The sequence below is a fragment of the Dysosmobacter sp. genome, from assembly GCF_034093755.1.
Taxonomy (GTDB): domain Bacteria; phylum Bacillota; class Clostridia; order Oscillospirales; family Oscillospiraceae; genus Oscillibacter.
In genome coordinates this window covers 16,437-36,489 of record NZ_JAXEBZ010000036.1, presented here as the reverse complement: position 1 = coordinate 36,489, position 20,053 = coordinate 16,437, and the positions used below count along the sequence as shown (strand labels likewise).

At 64.8% G+C, this 20,053-nt stretch carries 17 protein-coding genes; 6 read left to right on the top strand and 11 right to left on the bottom strand.

The features are described 5' to 3' along the window. Nucleotides 1-10: 10 nt before the first annotated feature. From terL to SOX55_RS04835, 5 genes are all read right to left on the bottom strand, one after another. The gene (gene terL, locus SOX55_RS04855) at nucleotides 11-1,471 is read right to left on the bottom strand and encodes a phage terminase large subunit (protein ID WP_325286310.1); all 1,461 of its coding nucleotides are present in this window, start codon (nucleotides 1,469-1,471) and stop codon (nucleotides 11-13) included. After that, the gene (locus tag SOX55_RS04850; protein ID WP_325286309.1) at nucleotides 1,458-1,772 is read right to left on the bottom strand and encodes a hypothetical protein; all 315 of its coding nucleotides are present in this window, start codon (nucleotides 1,770-1,772) and stop codon (nucleotides 1,458-1,460) included. The genes terL and SOX55_RS04850 overlap by 14 nt, the downstream gene beginning before the upstream one ends. A 154-nt stretch (nucleotides 1,773-1,926) precedes the next feature. Beyond that, entirely contained in the window at nucleotides 1,927-2,391 is a 465-nt protein-coding gene (locus SOX55_RS04845) for a hypothetical protein (protein WP_325286308.1), read from the bottom strand. After that, nucleotides 2,388-2,549, bottom strand: a complete 162-nt coding sequence (locus tag SOX55_RS04840; protein WP_325286307.1) for a hypothetical protein — start codon at nucleotides 2,547-2,549, stop codon at nucleotides 2,388-2,390. Before SOX55_RS04840 ends, SOX55_RS04845 begins: the two co-directional genes overlap by 4 nt. Continuing rightward, entirely contained in the window at nucleotides 2,546-2,767 is a 222-nt protein-coding gene (locus tag SOX55_RS04835; protein WP_325286306.1) for a hypothetical protein, read from the bottom strand. Before SOX55_RS04835 ends, SOX55_RS04840 begins: the two co-directional genes overlap by 4 nt. A gap of 199 nt (nucleotides 2,768-2,966) precedes the next feature. On the opposite strand from SOX55_RS04835, the gene SOX55_RS04830 reads away from it, so the two are divergent. From SOX55_RS04830 to rsmI, 4 genes are read left to right on the top strand one after another with little or no spacing between them, the layout of a single operon-like run. Then, a complete protein-coding gene (locus tag SOX55_RS04830; protein ID WP_325286305.1) occupies nucleotides 2,967-3,479 on the top strand; it encodes a helix-turn-helix domain-containing protein in 513 nt (170 codons plus the stop codon). Next, nucleotides 3,476-3,892 carry a hypothetical protein gene (locus SOX55_RS04825; protein ID WP_325286304.1) on the top strand — a complete coding sequence of 139 codons (417 nt, stop codon included), beginning with the start codon at nucleotides 3,476-3,478 and terminating at the stop codon, nucleotides 3,890-3,892. The genes SOX55_RS04830 and SOX55_RS04825 overlap by 4 nt, the downstream gene beginning before the upstream one ends. Before the next feature lie 14 nt (nucleotides 3,893-3,906). Next, nucleotides 3,907-4,641, top strand: a complete 735-nt coding sequence (locus SOX55_RS04820) for a tRNA1(Val) (adenine(37)-N6)-methyltransferase (protein ID WP_325286303.1) — start codon at nucleotides 3,907-3,909, stop codon at nucleotides 4,639-4,641. Then, a complete protein-coding gene (gene rsmI / locus SOX55_RS04815; RefSeq protein WP_325286302.1) occupies nucleotides 4,638-5,471 on the top strand; it encodes a 16S rRNA (cytidine(1402)-2'-O)-methyltransferase in 834 nt (277 codons plus the stop codon). Before SOX55_RS04820 ends, rsmI begins: the two co-directional genes overlap by 4 nt. 89 nt (nucleotides 5,472-5,560) lie before the next feature. Here the strand turns inward: rsmI and SOX55_RS04810 are convergent, their stop codons facing one another. From SOX55_RS04810 to SOX55_RS04800, 3 genes are all read right to left on the bottom strand, one after another. Beyond that, nucleotides 5,561-7,855 (bottom strand): polysaccharide pyruvyl transferase family protein, encoded by a 2,295-nt coding sequence (locus tag SOX55_RS04810; protein ID WP_325286301.1) that lies wholly within the window; start codon nucleotides 7,853-7,855, stop codon nucleotides 5,561-5,563. Between the two features lie 52 nt (nucleotides 7,856-7,907). Continuing rightward, nucleotides 7,908-8,414 (bottom strand): deoxycytidylate deaminase, encoded by a 507-nt coding sequence (locus SOX55_RS04805; RefSeq protein ID WP_325286300.1) that lies wholly within the window; start codon nucleotides 8,412-8,414, stop codon nucleotides 7,908-7,910. A 264-nt stretch (nucleotides 8,415-8,678) separates the two neighbouring features. Further along, on the bottom strand, nucleotides 8,679-9,638 hold the full coding sequence (locus SOX55_RS04800; protein ID WP_325286299.1) for an XdhC family protein: 960 nt from the start codon (nucleotides 9,636-9,638) through the stop codon (nucleotides 8,679-8,681). 142 nt (nucleotides 9,639-9,780) lie between these two features. Here SOX55_RS04800 and SOX55_RS04795 point away from each other — a divergent pair, with 142 nt between their 5' ends. Then, entirely contained in the window at nucleotides 9,781-10,203 is a 423-nt protein-coding gene (locus tag SOX55_RS04795) for a hypothetical protein (RefSeq protein ID WP_325286298.1), read from the top strand. A 20-nt stretch (nucleotides 10,204-10,223) separates the two neighbouring features. Continuing rightward, nucleotides 10,224-11,360 (top strand): glycosyltransferase, encoded by a 1,137-nt coding sequence (locus tag SOX55_RS04790; RefSeq protein WP_325286297.1) that lies wholly within the window; start codon nucleotides 10,224-10,226, stop codon nucleotides 11,358-11,360. Between the two features lie 43 nt (nucleotides 11,361-11,403). Here the strand turns inward: SOX55_RS04790 and SOX55_RS04785 are convergent, their stop codons facing one another. The 3 genes from SOX55_RS04785 to SOX55_RS04775 form a co-directional block, all read right to left on the bottom strand. Continuing rightward, nucleotides 11,404-13,785, bottom strand: coding sequence for an O-antigen ligase family protein (locus SOX55_RS04785; RefSeq protein WP_325286296.1), 2,382 nt, complete (start codon nucleotides 13,783-13,785; stop codon nucleotides 11,404-11,406). 204 nt (nucleotides 13,786-13,989) lie between these two features. Next, a complete protein-coding gene (locus SOX55_RS04780) occupies nucleotides 13,990-16,536 on the bottom strand; it encodes an S-layer homology domain-containing protein (protein WP_325286295.1) in 2,547 nt (848 codons plus the stop codon). Nucleotides 16,537-16,942: 406 nt separating this feature from the next. Beyond that, complete coding sequence (locus tag SOX55_RS04775) at nucleotides 16,943-20,053, bottom strand: efflux RND transporter permease subunit (RefSeq protein ID WP_325286294.1); 3,111 nt, start codon at nucleotides 20,051-20,053, stop codon at nucleotides 16,943-16,945.

Here is a 20,053-nt window from a genome sequence, read left to right as displayed (position 1 = left end):
CCTCCTTTTCTTATGAACCGTATACGTCGTACAGCGCCCCGCCGAAGCCCGCCTCCTGCTGCCGCGCCTGGCCCGTCTCCCCGGCACTGTGGAGCAGATAGGTCAGCGCCTGGGTGGAGGAGTCCACCATGTCATCGTGGCGTCCGGCGGGAAAGGACGACCACTGGTCCAGAAACTCCCCCAGCCACCAGGCGTCGGCAGGCAGGTACACATGCCCGCTCTCGATGGCGGCGGACACCGCGTGAACCCGGGCCGCCTTGCCGCCCCTCGGCTCCACCGGAACGCAGAACATCTCCCGCTGCAGCACGTTGATGACGGCGCTGCCGTTGGCCTTGTCCTCAATCAGCACCGCCCGGGCGTTGGGATACCGCCGCTTCATCTCCCGGATGGCCCCGATGGTTCCCAGAAAGTCCAGGTGCCGGTTGACGCACCACCGCAGGTAGTAGTCGTTCCCGTGCTTGCCCCACACGGTAATGGCCACAAAATCGTTGGCGTCCCCGTCCTTGAAGGCGGCGTCCACGCTGATGACCTCCGCCGCTAGCGCCGGCATCTCCGATTCCCGGTAGGTCCTCCACCACTCCCGCCGCACCAGGTTGCCGCCCTCCACCCCGGGCGCGCACTGGTACAGCGCCGCCCAGGCCCGCTGGCCGCCTCTGGGGTCCTGTAGATAGGAGGCTTTGAACTGCGCCAGCCACCTCTCGTCCTTTCCCAGCTCCGGGCACAGCGCCGCCCCCGCGGGGCGGCCCAGCGGGTCCTCCCGCTCCGCCTCCACCGGCAGCCGCAGCAGCCGGATGTGGCGCTCCGTGGTCAGCAGCCGCCCCGCCAGATCGTCCTCGTGCCAGGGGGTCATGATGACAATCACCTTGGCCCCTGCCGCCAGCCGGGACTTGAAGCTGTTCTGCCACTCCTCCCACAGCCGCTCCCGGTAGATGGGGCTGTCCGCCTCCTGCCGGTTTTTGATGGGGTCGTCCAGAATCATCAGCTCTGCCGGGTTTCCGGTGACGCCGGAGAGAATGCCCCGGGAGATCATCCGCCCCCGGTGCCCCGCCAGCTCAAATTCCGCCGCCCGGTCCACCGCTCCCACCCGGATGCCGAACAGCCGCTGCCCCCAGGCCTTCACCTTCTCCTTGTTCCGCCGGCAGAACCGCTCCGCCGTCTCCTCGCTGTAGGAGCCCTGAATGATCCGCGTCTCCGGCCATCGCCCCAGCACCCAGGAGGGCAGCGCCTCCGTCAGCGTCATGGACTTGCCGTGCTGGGGCGGTGTCTCAATCACCAGAATGTCGTAGGCGTGGCCCGTCTCCGCCTCCACGAAGGCCTGCACCTCATCCGCCAGAAACCGGGACAGCCGGGTCTCCACCCATGCCGGCCCGTTCACCAGCGCCAGATAGGCGGCGTACCGCCGCCGGGCCAGTTCCCGCCGGGCCAGCTCGGCAGCCGCCGCCTCCGCCAGTGCCCTGTCAGCCCTGCTCACATTTCACGCTCCTTCCCGCCAGATGCCGCAGTTCCTCGTCCGTCAGGCCGGAGAGGTCTGCCGCCGGCTTTGCCGCCGGTGTCTCCGGCTCCTCCGGTCCGGCGGCGTCCCGCAGAAATTTGGCGGCGGAGGTATCCCCTCCCGCCGCCTTCATCCACTGCCGGTACGCCAGCGCCTGCCCGCCGGTGGGCGCCAGTCCCCGCCGCTCCAGCTCCTGCCGCAGCTCATCCTCCCGGGGCAGCTCCATCTCCAGACACGCCAGCGCCGCCGCCCGCAGGCTCCGCTTCCGCTGCTTCGTCATCTTCCCAACGGCTCTCACCTCCTTTCCGGGCATGAAAAAAGACCGGCGCGCCTTTCGGCCCGTCGGTCTCTCCTGTATTTCCAGCATAGAAAATAACACGGATGGCGCTGAAAAGGCAACGCCAAACGAAAATTTTTTCTGCCGTCCCCGCCGCTTACCGTATCTTTGCCGCTTCCCCGCCGTTCCACACCCGCTCCGCCTGCCGGATGGCCGCCCGGTGCCAGTTGAACAGCGTCCGCTCCGTCCCGGCGGCAAAGCCCTCCGCCGCCAGCTCCTCCCGGACCCGGGGCCAGGACCGTCCCAGCAGGTACCGCTGCTCCAGCACCGCCGCGTTCCGCCGTCCGTCCCGTTCCCCCTCCATCACCGCCAGCATTTCCCGCACCCGCCGCCGGGCCGCCGCCAGCGCCGCCTGCCGGCGCCGCACCTCCTCCACCAGATCCGCCGTCTCCGCCCAGCTGTCCTCGCCGGAGGACACGCTCCCCCGCCGGGTACCGCCGTAGCCCGCCGTCATCCGGCGGCACCGGGACAGCCGGCTCTCCAGCCGCCGCCGGGCCGCCCGCAGACGCTCCGCCTCCCGCTGCGGCCCCGCCAGCAGCTCCATCACCTGTTCCTCGTTCATTGAATGACTCCCCCTTTCCGGATCACAAGGCAGCGCTCACACCCGATGACGCCCCGCCCCGGCTCCCGTACCTGATACTCCGGCCACGCCGCCCCGCAGACGGCGCACCGCTCCGGCTTCTCCTCCGGCGGCTCCGCGGGCCGCTCCGGCTCCCTCACCGCCGCCTCCTTCTCCGCCGGGGCATGGCCACAAACTCCGGGCACTCCAGCACCCGCCAGCCCCCCTCGTACAGCGCCGACGGCTCCGCCCGCCAGCCCGGCACCGCCTCCCCGTAGGCCCACCGGCAGGTGCACACCCGGCAGTCGGCGCACAGGCTGATGTACGGGCTGACAAAGGGCCGCCCCGGCCCCCGGGGCTTCACTTCTCTTTCTCTCATGCATCCTCCTCCGTGTCTTTTTTAGGACACTTCAATGGACAAATCAGGGCGCTCCCTTCCGGGACCGCCTGTCTCCCGCAGAAGTGTCTTTCTTGCGACACTTTCACCATACCTCGCAGAAGTGTCTTTGTCAAGATATTTTTCTTGCATTTCCCAAATTTTTGTGTTATCATCAGGACACAGAGAGGAGGAATGCCTGATGTACACTCTCGGCAGCCGCATCCGGGAAACCCGCAGGGAGCGGGGACTCACCCAGGAAGCCCTGGGCGAAAAGGCAGGCATCCAGAAATCCGCCGTCGCCAAATATGAGAACGGCCGCATCGAGACCGCCAACGCCGCGGTGATCCGCCGGTTCGCCGACGCGCTGGGCGTCACGGAGGACTATCTCCGCTGCACCCTGATCCACGATCTGGAGAGCCGGGGCATCACCGTGTCCGAGGGGCCGGAGGGCGCCGTCTGCACGGACTCCGTCACCGGCGGCACCGTCCGCTATGACCGCGCCGATTGGCGGCGCCTGCAGGAAGAAAACGATTTCCGCACCGTCTGGACCGCATTGCAAGGCACCCGGCCCCTGCCCCACGCCCAGTACCGGGAGGTCCTGCAGGAAAGCGGCATCCGCCTGCTGCTGGACGCCGACGCCAAGGTGTCCCCGGAGGACCTGGAGGACATTGTGGAGTTCATCAAATTCAAGCAAAGGAAGAATGGCCGTTGAAATACTACCGCGGCGTGGACTACTTTCTTTTCTTTGAGGACTTCCCCCACATGGGCGTCCCCGGCGTCATCGCCGCCAACAGCGACGGCACCGCCAATATCTATATCAACACCCTGTACAGTCCCGACTGTCAGCGCCGGGCCATCCGCCACGAGCTGCGCCACCTGGCCCGGAACCACTTCTACTGCGACTGGATGACCCTGGAGGAAAAGGAGCTGGAGGCGGAGGACGTGGAGGACCCCTCCTGCGTGTTCGGGGAGGACTTTTCCAGCGTGGAGTGGGTGGAGCCCCCGCCTTCCCCCCGTCCGGACAATCCCTTCCTCCACCCGCCGGAGGTCATCCCCCTGTTTTCCGGTCTGGACGCTCTGACCCGTCTGGCGGCCCGCCGCCGTCCCACGGCCCCTGAGCGATGAAAGGAGGCACCGCCATGGAGCGCAGCGACCTGCTCTGTCCCGGCGGATACCGCATTTTCTATGATGACGCCCTGTTTCCACCGGGGACGGACTCCTTCCTGCTGTCCGCCTTTCCGGCCCTGAAGCCGGGCCTGCGGGTCTGCGACCTGGGCAGCGGCACGGGATTGCTGTCCACGCTGCTGCTGCAGCGTCAGCCACGGATGACCGTCACCGGCGTGGAGCTGCTGCCCCGGGCCGCGGCGCTGGCCCGCCGGGGCGCGGAGGCCAACGGCCTGACGGACCGCCAGACCGTTCTGGAGGGGGACCTGCGAAGCATCCGGGACCTGCTTCCCGCCGGCAGCTTTGATCTGGTGGTGTGCAACCCGCCTTACTACCCCGCCGGCAGCGGCGCCCTGTCCGCCGATGATTCCCGCCGCGCCGCCCGGTCCGAAACCGCCTGCACCCTGGAGGACGTGTGCCGCGCCGCCGCGTATCTGCTGCGCTGGGGCGGCAGCTTCTGCCTGGTCCACAAGCCGGAGCGGCTGACGGACCTGCTGTGCGCCCTGCGCCCGGCAGGGCTGGAGCCCAAGCGGCTGCGGCTGACGGAAGTCCGTCCCGGCCGGGCCCCGTCGCTGGTGCTGCTGGAGTGCCGCCGGGGCGGCAAGCCGGGCCTGACCGTTCTGCCGCCGCTGGTGCTGGAAACCCCGGACGGCCGGCCCACGCCGGAGCTGAACGCCATATATTTTCGTACAACGGAGGAAACGCCATGAGCGGAACGCTGTATCTGGTGGCCACTCCCATCGGCAACCTGGGGGACTTCTCCCCCCGGGCCGTGGAGACGCTGCAGTCCGCCGATTTTATCGCCGCCGAGGACACCCGGGTGTCCGTAAAGCTGCTGAACCACTTCGGCATTAAAAAGCCCCTGGTGAGCTACCACGAGCATAACCACATCACCGCCGGCCAGTCCATTCTCTCCCGTCTGCTGGCGGGGGAGACCTGCGCCCTGGTGACAGACGCCGGCACCCCGGCCATCTCCGACCCCGGGGAGGACCTGGTGCGGCTGTGCGCGGAAAACGGCGTGCCGGTGTACGCCATTCCCGGCTGCTGCGCCGCCGTCAACGCCCTGGCGGTGTCGGGCCTGCCCACCGGCCGGTTCACCTTCGAGGGCTTCCTCACCGTCAACAAAAAAAGCCGCCGGGAGCGGCTGGATTCCCTGAAAAACGAAGAGCGCACCATGATCTTCCACGAGGCGCCCCACAAGCTCTGCACCACCCTGGACGATCTGTGCACCGCCTTCGGCCCCCAGCGCCGGATCTCCCTTTGCCGGGAGCTGACCAAGCTCCACGAGGAGACCATGCGCACCACCCTTGGCCAGGCCGTGGAGTATTACCGCGCCACCGCCCCCAAGGGAGAGTACGTGCTGGTGGTGGAGGGCGCTCCCCCCGCGGAGGAAGCCGCCCTGACGCTGGAGGAGGCGGTGGCCCTGGTGAAGAAGCTGCGCTCCGACGGCCGCCGCACCAAGGACGCGGTGAAGGAGGTGGCGGAGCACTCCGGCCTCTCCCGGAACGAGCTGTACGCCGCCGTCATCGCCGCCGACTGACCGCAAAACCGTCCCTGCCCGCGTTTCTTTCCCGCGGGACCCTCAGCACGCAAAAAACTGCCCGACGGACCATCCGTCGGGCAGTTTTCTCACTTTTTCAGCACTTTTTTGATCTTCGCCTTCATCTCCGGCGACAGCGCCTTGGCCGCCGCCCGCACCGGCAGGGGCCGCAGGCGGAAGTACTGCTTCCGGACCTCCTCAAAGGGCCGCAGAACGTAGGCGGCAAAGAAGGCCGCCCGGTCGGGGCAGAAGGCCGTGGGGGACACCATCCGGGGATTTCCGGCCACCGCCCGCTCCATGGGATAGGGCACCCGGCTCACCGGCAGCCGGTCGAAAATGTGGCTGCCGTGGGGGGTGTTCACCATCAGCATCGAGATGCCCTGCTTCTGCTGGTCCGCCAGCTCGTCGGGCTTCAGCCCCCAGAAGTCCCCCAGGGTAAAGTCCCCGGGCCGGGACACGGAGGTGTAGGCGCAGCGGTAGCAGCTGGGCCGCAGGAACAGCGCCCGGCCGAAGGCGTGGCCGTACTCCGTACTGAACAGCGGCGCGGACTCCACCGCCCCGTCGTCATAGGTCATGGTCAGATGGCTGTTCTGCCACCCGGACACCTTGTTGCGGAACCGCACCGACCGCAGCTTCCGGTTCTGCTCCGCCTGAAGGAGCGCCGCGTAGTCCTCCCACACGCCGGGGGAGGGCACGCCGTGGCACACCAGGTCACAGGTGGTGAGATTCTCCGGCCGGCAGCCCAGGTAGCGGTACAGTCCGTCCACCTGGCAGGGGGTGCCGGAAAACAGCACCGGCCGATTCTCCAGCAGCTTTTTCACCTCCCGGTAGGTCTCCCCCAGATCGCTCTGGACGTACTTGGCCCCCCGCAGGTGCCGCAGCTCTCCCTTCGTAAAGCAGGCGGTGTGCCGCAGATGCATGTTGCTGTCAAAGGCGGCGCCGAACACCACGCCGCCGCTCTCCAGGGTGTCCTCCGCCAGCAGGGAGAACACGCCGCCGGAGGTGGAGTCCTTCCGGACGGTCTCATCCCGGTTCCAGGCGGCGTATACCACCGGCAGCGCCTGCTGCTTCCGGGGATGGAGCGCCGGGCAGACGGCGGTGCAGCGGCCGCAGCCCACACACGCCTCCGGATTCACCACGGGATAGGCGAAGCCCTCCCGGTCCCGCTTCATGGCAATGGCGTCCTTGGGACAGCCGCTTTTGCAGGCGGTGCAGCCGGTGCAGTCCATCCGGTCCGCCAGCCGGGGTCCGGCGGCAGCCGCCGTCTCCGCTGTCTCTTCCGGCAGCGGCTCATTCTCCAGGGCGCACCGCAGGTACTCCAGGGAGTCCCGCCGCTTCTCCTCCAGCCGCTGACGGACGCCTTCCCAGTCCACCTCCGCCGCCAGCTCCGCCGTGTCGCCCTTGCCGATGATGCGGTCCGTCAGCCCCAGCCGCCCCAGCAGGCTGTAGGTCCGGGAAACCTCCGGCTTCGCCATCTCCGACGGCGCCACCGCCGTGAAAAAGGGCTTTTCAAACTGCACGGAAAACACCGTACCGTGGAAGGAGTTGGTGCAGACGTAAGCGGCCCCCCGGAACAGGCCCAGAAACTCCGCCGGACCGGCGTCCAGCACGCAGTGGGCCTTGGGGTGAACCTTCTGGCGGATGCCGCACAGCTGCACCACCGGCAGTCCCGTCGCCTCCGCCAGCCGGGCGATGTAATGGCTCAGGGCCCCGGGCTTGCTGATGCAGTAGACGAGGATGTATCCGCCCCGGAATTTCGGTGCCGCCGCCAGCTGCCCCCACTCCTCCTGCCGCAGCAGCAGCGTGGGGTCCAGCACCACCCGGGCCTCCCGGCCCGCCCGGCGGATGATCTCCCGGCCCTGCACCTCCCGGGCCGACAGGTGGGAGAACTGGCTCAGATAATCCCGCAGCTCCTGCTCCATGCTCTCCGGCACCCGGGGGATGCCGAAGGAGGGGGCGTAGGCGATTTTCCGCCCCTGGGTAAAGCCGCTGAAGTACACCGGGTCAAACCTCCCGTCAGGGAAGATCTTGGGGTTCCAGATCTGGTCGCTGCCGGAGAGGTACACATCGTACTCCGGCGGCTCCCGGTACAGCTCGTCCCGTGTCTCATAGTGCCGCTCCGTCACGTGGAGGTGCTGCCGGGTGAACTCCTCAAACCGGTCATACCGGTCCTTCAGCGCCCTGTAGTGGAGAGCGGTGTGGGCGTCCGCCGCGGCGGCGCCGGGACTGACAGGCTTCCGGAACAGGTCGTTGTTCTGATTGACATAATAATTCAGAATCTCGCACCGTCCGCCGAAGGTCTCCACGGCGTGCTGGGTGGCGTAGGCCTGCAGAAACGCCCCGTAATGATGGATATGGTAAAAGGTTACAAGTCCCGTATTCAAGCAGGGTCCTTCCTTTCCTGTGAAACCGTGGGGTTGATTGAACGGGAATCCGTTATTCCGCCTGATTCATCTCGCTGAGGTCCAGCCGGGGCAGGGAGTCGTCCTCCCGCACCCACTGCTCCACCTCCACCACCTCAAACTCCGTAGGCGTCCGGCGGATCACCACCCGCTCCAGCCCGGAGTTGATCACCTGGCGGCGGCACATGGAGCAGGAGGTGGCGTCTCCCAACAGCGCTCCTGTGCGGGCGTCCCGGCCCACCAGATACAGCGTGCCCCCCACGATGTCCCGCCGGGCGGCGGAGATGATGGCGTTGGCCTCGGCGTGGACGCTGCGGCACAGCTCGTACCGCTCCCCCCGGGGCACCTTCATGGCCTCCCGGGTGCAGTAGCCCAGCTCCGAGCAGTTGACCCGTCCTCTGGGCGCGCCGTTGTAGCCGGTGGAGATAATCTCGTCATTGTTGACAATGATGGCGCCGTACACCCGCCGCAGGCAGGTGGACCGCTCCAGAACGGTCTCGGCGATGTCCAGATAGTAGTTTTCCTTGCTGATCCGGCCCATAGGCGTCCCTCCAGTAAACAAGTAGAATCGACAGTGCTATTGTAGCATGTCCGCCGGGGAAAATGCAACAGCAAAGGCGCGGCGCCCTTGCGTTCCCATGGATTTCCATGGTGCATTGTAATCATGGATTTTGCCCCAAAGGAGGTTCCGCTGATTGGCGGAAAATTCCTCCCCATCCTCCTGTACTGCCGGGAGGATGATGTCTGACTCCGCTTCCCGCCGAAGGGTCCGCCCTCCGGCGGGAATTCTTTTGCGCTTCTCCAATCACCGGCGCAGAGCGTCCCTCCGCACGGCGATCAGCTCCGCGGTGATGGCCACCGCCAGCTCCTCCGGCGTCTCCGCGCCGATGTCCAGCCCGATGGGCGCGTGAACCCGGTCCCACTGTTCCTGCCGGAACCCGTCCGCCAGCAGCCGCTCCCGGCAGGCGGACAGCTTCCGCTTGGAGCCAATACAGCCAATATATTGTACATTTTCGCTCAATATCTGCTTCAAAACCTCGTAGTCAGTCTGGGGATCGCTGGTGAGCACCACCGCGAAGTCATGCTCTGTCAGCGTCACCTGCCGATACACCTCCGAAAACGGCCCGCAGAGAATCTTCTCCGCAAACCGGAACCGCTCCCAGACCTCCTCCGGCCGCCAGCCCTGGTACACCACCACCCGGAACCCGGCCCGGGCCGCCGCTTCGGCAAGGCAGCTGGCCACATGGCCGCCGCCGAAGATGTACAGCCGCCCCGGCCGCTCCACCATCACCGACAGCCACCCGTCCTTCCAGACCGCCCGCTCCTGCAGCATTTCCGGGTCCCAGTCGCCCAGCGCGGCCACAGCCGTCTCCGTCACCCGGGCGCCCTGGAACTTCCGCAGCAGCCAGACGCCTTTGCTGTCAGCCGCCCATTCCGCCATCTGCTGGATGGTCCACAGCATCCCGCCGTCCAGATACTGAAAATGCAGCGTCACCGTGCCGTCCGCCCTGTCTCCGTCTCCCTGTACGTACCGGAAGGTCCGGATCGCACTCTCTCCCTGCCGCAGCAATTCCTCACACAGCTCCAGCGCCTCATACTCCACGCTGCCGCCGCCGATGGTCCCGTCGGCGCTGCCGTCCTCCAGCACAACCATCATGGCCCCGGCCTTTCTGGGAGTGGTCCCCTCCGTCTCTGTCACCGTCACCAGTATGGCAGCCTGTTCCTCCGCCAGCTCCGCCGCCAGCCACTCCATCGTTTCCCGCATTGCAGCACACCCCTTTCTCTCTCCATTTTGCCCCACGCCGCCAGCCCTGTCAAGGATTTCCGCTTTCCGCCGTGCCATTCCGCCTTGCGCCCCGGCCCCGGCTGTGGTACGATAGAAAAAACAACGGAAAGGAGCCCTTCACATGCCCGACGTCTGCGCCCTGTGCGGCAAAAAGCTGTCTCCATTCGCCCCTGATCCCCTGCCCTGCGGCGATCAATCGGAAAGCTTCTGCTCCAGGTGTTATGACCGGGTGTTCGACCTGTCGCCGCTGGGCCGCGCCCGGCTGGTGCTGTCGGAGGGCCACCCCAGCCATCCGGATGCGCTGCGGCAGGCGCTGGAGAAGCAGCAGGCCCGGCAGGCCGCCTGCCGCGCCGGCAAGACCTGTCTCCGCTGCGGCGGCGAGATGTTCCGCCGCGGGGAGTACCGGCTGAAGCTGGGAGAGGAGACCCTCTTTTTCAGCAGTCTGAACCGCCTGGCCTCCGGCTCCATGAGCGTTGAGGTGCTGTGCTGCCAGCAGTGCGGCAAGCTGGAATTCTACGATCCGGAAATCCCCGGACACCCCTGACAGAAAGGAGGCCCTGCCCCGTGCCCAAGGTCCTGTTCACCGCGTCTACATACGGCCACCTGGCCGCCTTCCACCGCCCCTACCTGCAGGCCTTCCGGGCCATGGGCTGGCAGGTCCACACCGCCGCCGGCGGCGGGCTGCGCCCTCTGCCGGAAGCGGACCGGACGGTGCTACTGCCCTTTGAAAAGAAAATGACCGCCCCCGCCAACTTCGCCGCCCAGCATCAGCTGCGGGAGCTGATGGAGCAGCAGTCCTATGACCTGATCTGCACCCACACCTCCCTGGCCGCCTTCTTCACCCGCCGGGCCGCCGCCGGACTGAAACACCGTCCGCCGCTGGTGAACATGTCCCACGGCTACCTGTTTGATGACAGCACGCCTGCCCCGAAAAAGGCAGTGCTGCTGGCGGCGGAGCGGCTCACCGCCCCCCAGACGGACCTGCTGCTGACCATGAACCGGTATGACTACAGCGAGGCCGTCCGCCGCCGTCTGGGCCGCCGGGTGGTGAACATCCCCGGCGTAGGCGTGGACTTCGCCCCTCTGGACGCCCCCACTCCCGCCCAGCGGGCCGCTCTGCGAACCCGACTGAATATTACAGAAAGTGATTTTCTTCTGATTTATGCCGCGGAGTTTTCCTCCCGAAAGCACCAGTCCACCCTCATTGACGCCCTGGCCCAGCTGCCGGACCGGGTGAAGCTGTGCCTGCCGGGCAGCGGCGCGCTGCTGGAGGACTGCAAGGCCCAAGCCCGGCGTCTGGGGGTGTCGGACCGGGTCCGCTTCCCGGGCTATGTCACCGACATGCCGGAGTGGTACGCCGCCGCCGACGGCGCCGTCACCTCCGCCCGGTCGGAGGGCCTGCCCTTCAACGTGATGGAGTCCATGTACTGCGGACTGCCGGTGGTGGCCACCGCCGTGAAGGGTCACACGGACCTCATCGACCACGGCCGCACGGGCCTTCTCTACCCCTTCGGCGACGCTGCCGGCTGCGCCGGACAGATCCGCCGCCTGCTGGAGGAGCCGGGCCTGGCCGCCGCCCTGGGGGAGGCCGCCCGGGCCGCCATGGCCCCCTACAGCCTGCCGGAGGTGCTGCCCCAGGTGATGGAGCTGTACACTTCCGTTCTGCCGGAGGGGCTTCGCTCCCCCGTCTCTGCCCTGTAAAGGAACCCCGCTTCCGGTCTCCCGGAAGCGGGGTTTTTCACGCTCAGAACGTGGCGTCCTCCAGATATTTCTGCAGAGTGGAGTAAATCACGCTCTCCCGCCGCCCCTGCAGGGCGCGGCACAGGGAGATGAACTCCTCTTCCTGATAATCCAGCTCAATGGGCCCCATCCGGCCTTCATTGAAGGCCTCCAGATAGTCGCCCGTCTCCACCACACCGTCCACAAACGCGGACACATCCTCCGGCCCCAGCTGCTTGGCGGCCCAGCGGTAGGTGTAGATCAGCCGGTTCCACGCCCAGCTGCTGGAGGCCTCCTGCTCAATGCCCAGCCTGCAGTCCCGGAAAAAGTCCTCAATGGCCCGGAAGGGTATGTCGTAGTACACCGCCACGCTGCGGCAGGCGGTAAACTCCTTCCGCTCCCGCAGTGCCACCGCGCAGTCGCCGGCCAGGTCGTAATCCTCCCGGTCGCCGTACTGCAGCGCCGTCTTGATGATGGCCACCTTGTAGTCATCGGCATCATACACGTCAATCCGGTCCAGCTGCTGGGCCTTGGCGATAAACTCGCTGGCGGAGGAAGTGCCGAACACGATCATCTGATACTTGGCATACAGATTGGCGCCGCTGAGCACGCCGAACACCGCCGTCACGGCAGCCAGCGCCGCCGTCACCGTCCGCACCGCCCATCTGGCCGTTTTCTTCACGTGTTCGCGGCAGTCCGGCACCATGCAGATGGCCGCCAGCACAATCATCACCGCCGTTTGGTATTCCTGATGGGACCAGACCACCTCCACCATGGAGTGGAACGTCATCATCATCAGGCAGGCGAACAGCGCCGCGTACACGGGGTCGCCGCTGCGGCTCCGCCGCCGCACCACCGTCCAGTAGGCGGACCCCAGCAGGAACAAAAACGCCGCCAGGCCCACAATGCCGGACTCCGCCATCACCTGAATAAAGTGGTTGTGGACGTACTTGGACTCATAGTAGAAGTCCTGCACCGCCGTGACCCGGCCTTCCACGCCGCCCAGGCCCCAGCCGGTCACCGGCCGCAGCTTCCACAGCCGGATGCCGTCCTGCCAGAACACCATACGCTGGATAAAGTTCTGGTTGGTCCGCAGGCCCTGGATTCGGTTGGCGGCAAACCCGGGCAGCAGCCGGTAGCCCAGCTTCAGCGCCGTTCCGTCGGACAGCGTCACCCGGTTCAGGGCGCCCTCGCCCTTCATCTGGAACCACACCACTTCGGAGTCCTCCGGCACGGTGAATTCCGCCCCGGCCAGCCCGCCCTCGTAGACGGTAGTCTCCGTGTGCATCATCAGATCCTTGCTGTTCTGGGAGTAAATCCGCACCGCGGCGTCCGCGCCCTCCGCCGTCACGGCGTAGCTGCCGGGAGCCAGATACACCGCCCGGGACAGCGTCTCCCCGGCGGTCAGGGCAGTCCCGCCGGTGATGTTCACCGCCAGCGCCACGTACACCGCCAGCACTGCCGCGAAACCGCCGATGCCCACCAGCGCCGCCTTTCCGTGCTCCCGCAGCCGCTCCCCAAGAGCCAGACCCGCAAACCGGTCCAGCACCCAGATCACAGCGCCGCAGACTGCCGACAGCACCACCGGCACCGCCGCCGCTGCGGAGCCCTCCTTGCCAAGTCCCACGGTCGCGCCGAAGGCGCACACCACCGTCACCACCGCCGTCTCCACCATCAGGATAAACAGGGGCAGCTGGTGCTCCTTCCGGCTCACCGCCACATACAGCAGGCAGGTGACGAAGAAGGTGGCCATGGCGCCCATGGAGAAGCTCAGCAGAAACGCCAGCGCCTCCATGCCCAGCGCCAGATAGGCCGGCAGGGCCTTCCAGCTCTTCCGGTCCTCCTGGGTCTGCACCAGGTAGAGAGCCGCCAGCAGCGCCACGCCCAGCAAACCGGCGGACACGTTGGCGTTGCCGTAAATACCGGTGATTCGCACCCCCGCCTCATAGCCGGTGTAGACAGTGGTGTCATAGCCGATGAGCTGCCGGGCCATGTTGAACAGCGGGGTCACCACATTGGTGGAGGACCCCTCAATGCAGAGGAAAGCGATGATGGCGGCGCAGCCGGTAAACCACGCCAGCAGCCGGCGGGTTCCCGGCGCCCGGACCAGCACCAGCAGAAACACGGAAAAGGCCGCCAGAATCTTGCAGCTCTCCTGCACGGCATAGTCGCCGAAGGAGGAACCCAGCCCGGAACACAGGCAAACCGCGCCGTAGAGCAGCACGCCCACCGTCAGCGGCGCCATCCGCTGCTCCATCTGAGGCTTCCTGCCCAGGACAAAAACCAGCGCCGCCAGTGCCGCCACCAGCGTCACAATGCGGTTCACGTCCGTCAGCACCAAAAACATCATCAACGGAAGCACGACAGTCCCGATCCGGTCCATCGCGCTCCTTGTGTTCTCTTTCATGGCATCCTCCATGTCATCGGCGGCCCCTGCCGCCGGGATTTGTCAACAGCAGTCTTATTTTACACACTTTTCCCGTCAATTTCAACCGCTGCGGGGGTTTGTTTACAAAAAGCCATCCTATTCCGGCAAAAAAGGACCCGCTCCTTTCGGAGCGGGTCCTTTTTACCTCACACTTGCGTGTTCGACTGTGCTTGTCTGCGCAGATTACTGCTCAGCGTCGGTCACAGTGCGGACGGCAACGAAGATGACCTCCTCGTCGTCGAAGAACACGGTAGCGGTGACAGTCACGCCGTCCTTATCGATGGCGTTCTGCAGGCGGGTAGCAGTGGTGATCTCGGACTTGTACATATCGGCGTCGCGCTCGTCGTCTTCGCGCTCGTCGATGATCACAACGTTGGAGGACAGGTCGACGTCGTCAGCGAACACATAGCCGTTCACGGACACGGTCAGAGCGCCCTTGTACAGACGGGTCAGGGTGCCGTCCACGAAGCCGGTCTCATCCTTGTACTCGTCCAGAGTCTCGGTCAGATCCTCCAGCTCGGTCTTCAGGGTGTAGATGCCGTCATCGTCCACGGTGAACTTGAAGTAACGGCCCTCGAGGTTCTCGCTGGCCTTGTTATCGAAGGTGATGTCCTCAACAGTGCCGGTGCCGTCCATGAAGTAGACCTCGCCAACGCGGCCGTCAGCGTTCTTGCGGTTGGGGTTGTCAGAGAAGTAGATGACATCCTCAGCGCTCATGGAGTTGTTGATCTCGGTAGCAGCGATGACAACGTGCAGGGCGCTGCGGGTGCTGCCGTTCTTCTCGGAGACCACAACGATGCGGGCGTTGGTGGCGTCGACGCTGGTAGAGCCGGTAGCGGTCTTGACGTCGATGTCAGCGCCGGAATCCTCGATCTTCAGGAAGGCGGTGTCGTCCTCGAAGTAGAACTTGGTGGAGCCCAGCTTCATGTTGCTGTCGTCGCGGGCCAGGTCGATGGAGGCGTCGTCATAGTCGACGTCGATGTCATCGGTGCCCTCGTACAGAACGGCGGTGTACTTGCCGTCATCCTCGTCGAAGCTGTACAGGTAGCCGGGAGTGGGATACTTGTTCTGCTCGTCCTTGTCCAGCTTGAACTCGGCAACAGTGCCGTCCTTCAGGGACACGGCCTGAGCATAGTCAACAGTGCTGTTCTCATACTTGCCGGTGTCGTGGCCGATCTCGGTCACATAGTAGACGTCCTCCAGAGCAGCGGTGTTGTCGCCGTCAATGCCGATGACATAGCCGTTGGGATCCAGATAGATGGTGTACTCGTCGCCGTCGAAGTCGAAGTTGGTGTCGGCCTGAGCGGCGGCAGCGCCGGTCATGGGATAAGCAGTGCCGTCCACAGTGATGGCAGCCTTGGCGCCGGACTTGTAAACGGTAACCTTACCGGTGACGGACTCGGCAACGTTGGAAGCCAGAACGTCATCGTCCTTCTCGCTGGCAACGATGGCCAGGACGGTGCCCTCGGTGTAGGTCTTGGCGTTGAAGCCCTTGATCTCGGCCTTGTCGTCGTGCTTGTCGTACAGGGTGGCGTCAGCCTCCAGGTTGAACTCGCCCAGAGCCTTCAGCTCCACAGCGTAGGAAGCACCCTTCTTGGTGTCGGCGGTGGACAGCTCGTCGTTGACCTCGTCGATCTCAGCAACAGAGTAACGGATGATGACCACGGTGGTGAACACGTCGTCGTCATCAACGGTCTCCTCGAAGACCTCGATCTTGTCGCCGGCGTTCAGCTTGTCGCCCAGGGCAACGATGCCGGACTTGCCGTTCAGGTAGACAACGGGATCCATCTCGTCGTCATCGTTCTCAACGAAGTCATCCTCGTCCAGGTTCATGTAGTCGGTGTCCAGCAGAGCTTCCTTCAGGGTGACACCGGTCTTGACCAGGACATACTCCTCGTCAGCGGCGTTGGCGAAGGTGCCGACGGACTCGCCGTCATACAGCCACTTGGTGCCGGGACGGCCGAAGGAGTCAGCCTTGTCCTGAGCGTCCAGCTTGGTGAAGTACTTCTCGGCGAACTGCAGGGTCTTGGTATCCCAGATCTTGATGCCAGCCTTGTTGCCGGACTCAACTTCCTTGGCCTTGGAGGTGGTGTTGATGACCACGTCGCCAACGGTGATCTGAGTGTTCTCCTCATACTCAACCATGGTAGCCTTCAGGGTGTTGAAAGCATACAGGCAGGCCTCTTCACGGGTCAGAGCCTTGGTGCCAACGAAGTTATCGTTGCCATCCTCCAGCTCCAGGTTCAGAGCCAGCTTGGCAACCTGGATGGACCAGTTGGCGCCGGTGAAGCCCTCGTACTTGCCCTCATAGCCCAGGGCGCCCAGCAGCATCTTCATGAACTGGTAGCCAGTCACGGTGCCGGCGGGCTTGAAGGTGCCGTCAGCATAGCCGTTGATGATGCCCTGCTGTGCGCAGTAGGCGATGTAGCCGGCAAACACGTGGTTAGCGGGAACATCCTTGAAAGGAGCGGCGTCGGCGCTCAGAGCGTCGGCGGTGGTGGGGCCAAGGATCATGTTGCAGATGATCTTGGCGGCGGCACCACGGGTCAGGGTGCCGGTGGGGTTGAAGGAACCGTCGGTGTAACCATCGATGATTCCGCAGGCGGAGATCACGGACACAGCTTCTTTGTACTCAATGGAGCTGTTGTCAGTGAACGCGGCGCTGGAACCGACGACAACCAGAGACATGGTCATCACCAGAGCCAGAGCCATGGACAGGAACTTTTTCATGGACTATTACCTCCTCTTTCAAATTTGCCGGAAACCCGGCAGTCCATAGTTCCGAACATCCGAGGAGGAAGTTCCGGTCCGTTCGCACGGCACACATACCGTGGCATGCCGTTCCTGTATCTGCGCCGGGCAGAGAAACAGGAGCCTCTTCCTCATCTGTTCATGATGCATGATAGCAAACCGGAATTCGATTTGCAAGAGGTTATCGCCCTTTGTAATACAACTGTAACATTGTTTCAGAATTGTTGCAAGCGGCAGAACCCTGTTGTATTTGACGCGGTTCCGCCTGAAAAAGTTCCCGTCTTTTCCCCTGAAAACGGCAAAAAGGGAGCCTCCCCGCCGCATTCCGCGGCAGGGAGGCTCCCGAATGCCTTTATATTATATAATGTATGTCCTTCCGCCGCTCTCACGTACCGGCGGGCAGCTCCGCTTCCGCCTTCTTTTTCTTCTTTCTGCCGAACCCGCGGCTCAGATCGTCGATGACGGAGTAGAACACCGGCGTGAACACCAGCGTCACAATGGTGGAGATCACCATACCGGAGATCATGGTGATGCCCATGTCGGTCATCATCTCGTTGGTCTCTCCCCAGCCCATGGCCATGGGCACCATGGCCAGCACCGTGGTGAGGGTGGTCATCAGTATGGGCCGCACCCGCAGCGGGCAGGCGTGGAGGATAGCGGTCACCCGGTCCTCGCCTCTGGCCCGGCGGATCTTGATGTACTCCACCAGCACGATGGAGCTGTTGACCACCGTACCGGCCAGCATGATGATGGACACCAGCGCCAGCATGGACATATCCCGGCCCGTCACAGGCAGGGCGAACAGGGCGCCGGTAAAGGCCACCGGCAGAATCAGCATCACGATCACCGGCATGCTGAAGGACTCAAACTGGACAGCCAGCACGAAGTACACCAGCAGCAGCGCCGCCGCCAGGGCCAGGCCCAGATCGGCGAAGCTCTCCATCATGTCCTCGTAGCTGCCGGCGGTCTCGGCAAGATAGCCCTGGGGCATGGGATAGTCGTCGAGAATCCCGTTGATGGCCGCCGTGATGGCCGCCGTGTCGCCGCTGATGGTGCTGCCGGTGATGGTGGCCTGCCGGCTCTGGTTGGACCGGACAATGCTCTGGGGTGCCTGCACAATGTTCACATCCGCCACGGCGGACAGGGGCACCGAACCGCCCATAGGCGTGGTGACGGGCATGGAGCGCAGGGCGTCCAGGCTCCTGGAGGCGCTGCCGTCGCCCTTCACCATGACGGTGTAGTCCTGGTTATTGATGGTGACGGTGGTGGCCTCGATGCCGGTCAGCTCGCCGCGGACGGCGGCGCCGATGGAGGCGGCGGTGAGGCCGTACTGGGCGGCGTTCTCCCGGTTCAGGGTGACCTTCACCTGGGGCACCTTCTCGGAGAAGGAGTTCTCCACGTCCACCGCGTCGGGCAGGGCGGCGATTCTGGCCGTCAGATCGTTGGTGATCATCTCCAGGGTGTCATAGTCGTCGCCGGTGATCTCCAGGCTGATGTCATCGCCGCTGCCCATGCTCATGGTGCTGGTGGCGCTGACGGTGATCTCGCAGCCGGCGATGTCCTGCACCGCTTTGCGCAGGTCGGCTTCAATGTCAAAGGCGGTGCGGTCCCGGTCGCTCCGGTCCACCAGCATCACGCCCATGGTCACGTCGCCGCCCAGGGACATGCCGGACCCGCCGCTGACAATGTAGTAGAGCTGCTCCAGCTCCGGAACCTCCCGCTCCACAATGGCGGCCACCCGGTCAGCGATGGCGCCGGACTCCTCCACCTCCGAGCCGGTGGGCATGGAGATGGTGATGCTGACGGCGCTCTGGTCCATGTCGGGAATCAGCACCATTTTCGTGTTGACCAGGGACAGGATGAACACCACCACCAGCGCCAGGGATGCCAGCATGCCGGTTTTCAGGTGGCGGACAAAGTAGCCCAGCAGGCCCATGTAAATGTTGTTGATCCGGGCCGCGAGACCGCTGAGCTTCTGCCCGATGGCGCTGGGCTTCTTCTTTGCCTGCTTCTCCTCCAGACGCCGGACCTTCTCCTCGTCCAGGGTGAAGTAGCACAGCAGGGGCACCAGGGTCAGGGAAATCACCAGAGACGCGCCGATCAGCGTGGCGATGGTGAAGCAGAAGTCCCGGAACATGTCGCCGGCCATGCCCTCAGTCATACCCAAGGGCACAAATACTGCCAGAGTGGTCAGGGTGGACGCCACCACCGAGGAGGTGACCTCCCTGGTGCCCTCCACGCAGGAGGTCATCCGGTCGTGGCCCTCCTTGCTGAAGCGGTTGATGTTCTCCAGCACCACGATGGAGTTATCCACAATCATGCCCACACCCATGGCGATGCCGCCCAGGGACATCATATTCAGCGTCAGGTCCAGGAACTTCATGGCCACGAACACCGCCAGAATGCACACCGGCATGGAGATGGCGATGGTCATGGTGGCGGAGCCCCGCCGCAGGAACAGGAACACCACGATGGCCGCCAGCACCACGCCCTGCAGGATGTTCTGCACGGCGCTGCTGACCACCTGGCTGATGTAGTCGCTGGCGCTGTAGGGGATGGTGTAGGCGATGGTGGGGTTATCCTTCTTCAGCTCCGCCATCCGCTTCTCCACCTGCCGGGCCACGTTCATCTCGTTGGCGCCGGACTGCTTGGAGACCTGCAGCATCACGGCGCTGGCGCCGTCCACCTTAGCCAGAGCCGACGGGTCCAGCGTCTCCATGTACACGTCGGCCACCTCGGACAATCGCACCGTGCCGCCGGTGGGCAGGGAGATGAGCATATTGGCCACGTCCTCCACCGACTGGAACTTGGCGTCGGTGGAGACCGTCAGGGTTTTGGAGCCGTTGTCCATGTCGCCGCCGGGGTACAGCAGGTTCTGTCCCGCCAGGAACTGGGCAATGTAGCTGCCGGACAGCCCCAGGCCCGCGGCCCGGGTGGCGTCCACATCCACGGCGATCTGCTGCTCCAGGCCGCCGTTGACGGTCACCTGGGCCACGCCCTCAATGCGCTCCAGACCGGGGACGATGATGTCGTTGGCGGTGTTTTCCAGCTCCGTCAGGTCGTCGCCCATCATGGCGATCATGGCCGTGGGCATCATCTCGCTCATGTTCATGTTGATGATCACCGGGTCGGACACGTCGTCCGGCAGGGACACCAGGTCGAACTTCTCCCGCAGCTTGGTGGCGGCGATGTCGGTGTTGGTGTCATTCTCATAGGTGATCATAATGAGGCTGACGCTCTCCGAGGACTGGGATTTGATGGAGTCAATGCCGGAGACGGACATGATGGCCGCCTCCAGGGGGTCCGTCACCAGCTCTTCAATGTCGCTGGGAGTGGCGCCCACGTAGGTGGTCATCACCACCGCCATGGGCATTTCCATGTCCGGCATCAGGGCCATCTGCAGCTGGGTGGCGTACATCACGCCGAAGATGACCACCATGATGGTCGCCAGAATGGTGGTAACCTTATGCCGGATACAAGCCTTCGCAATATTCAT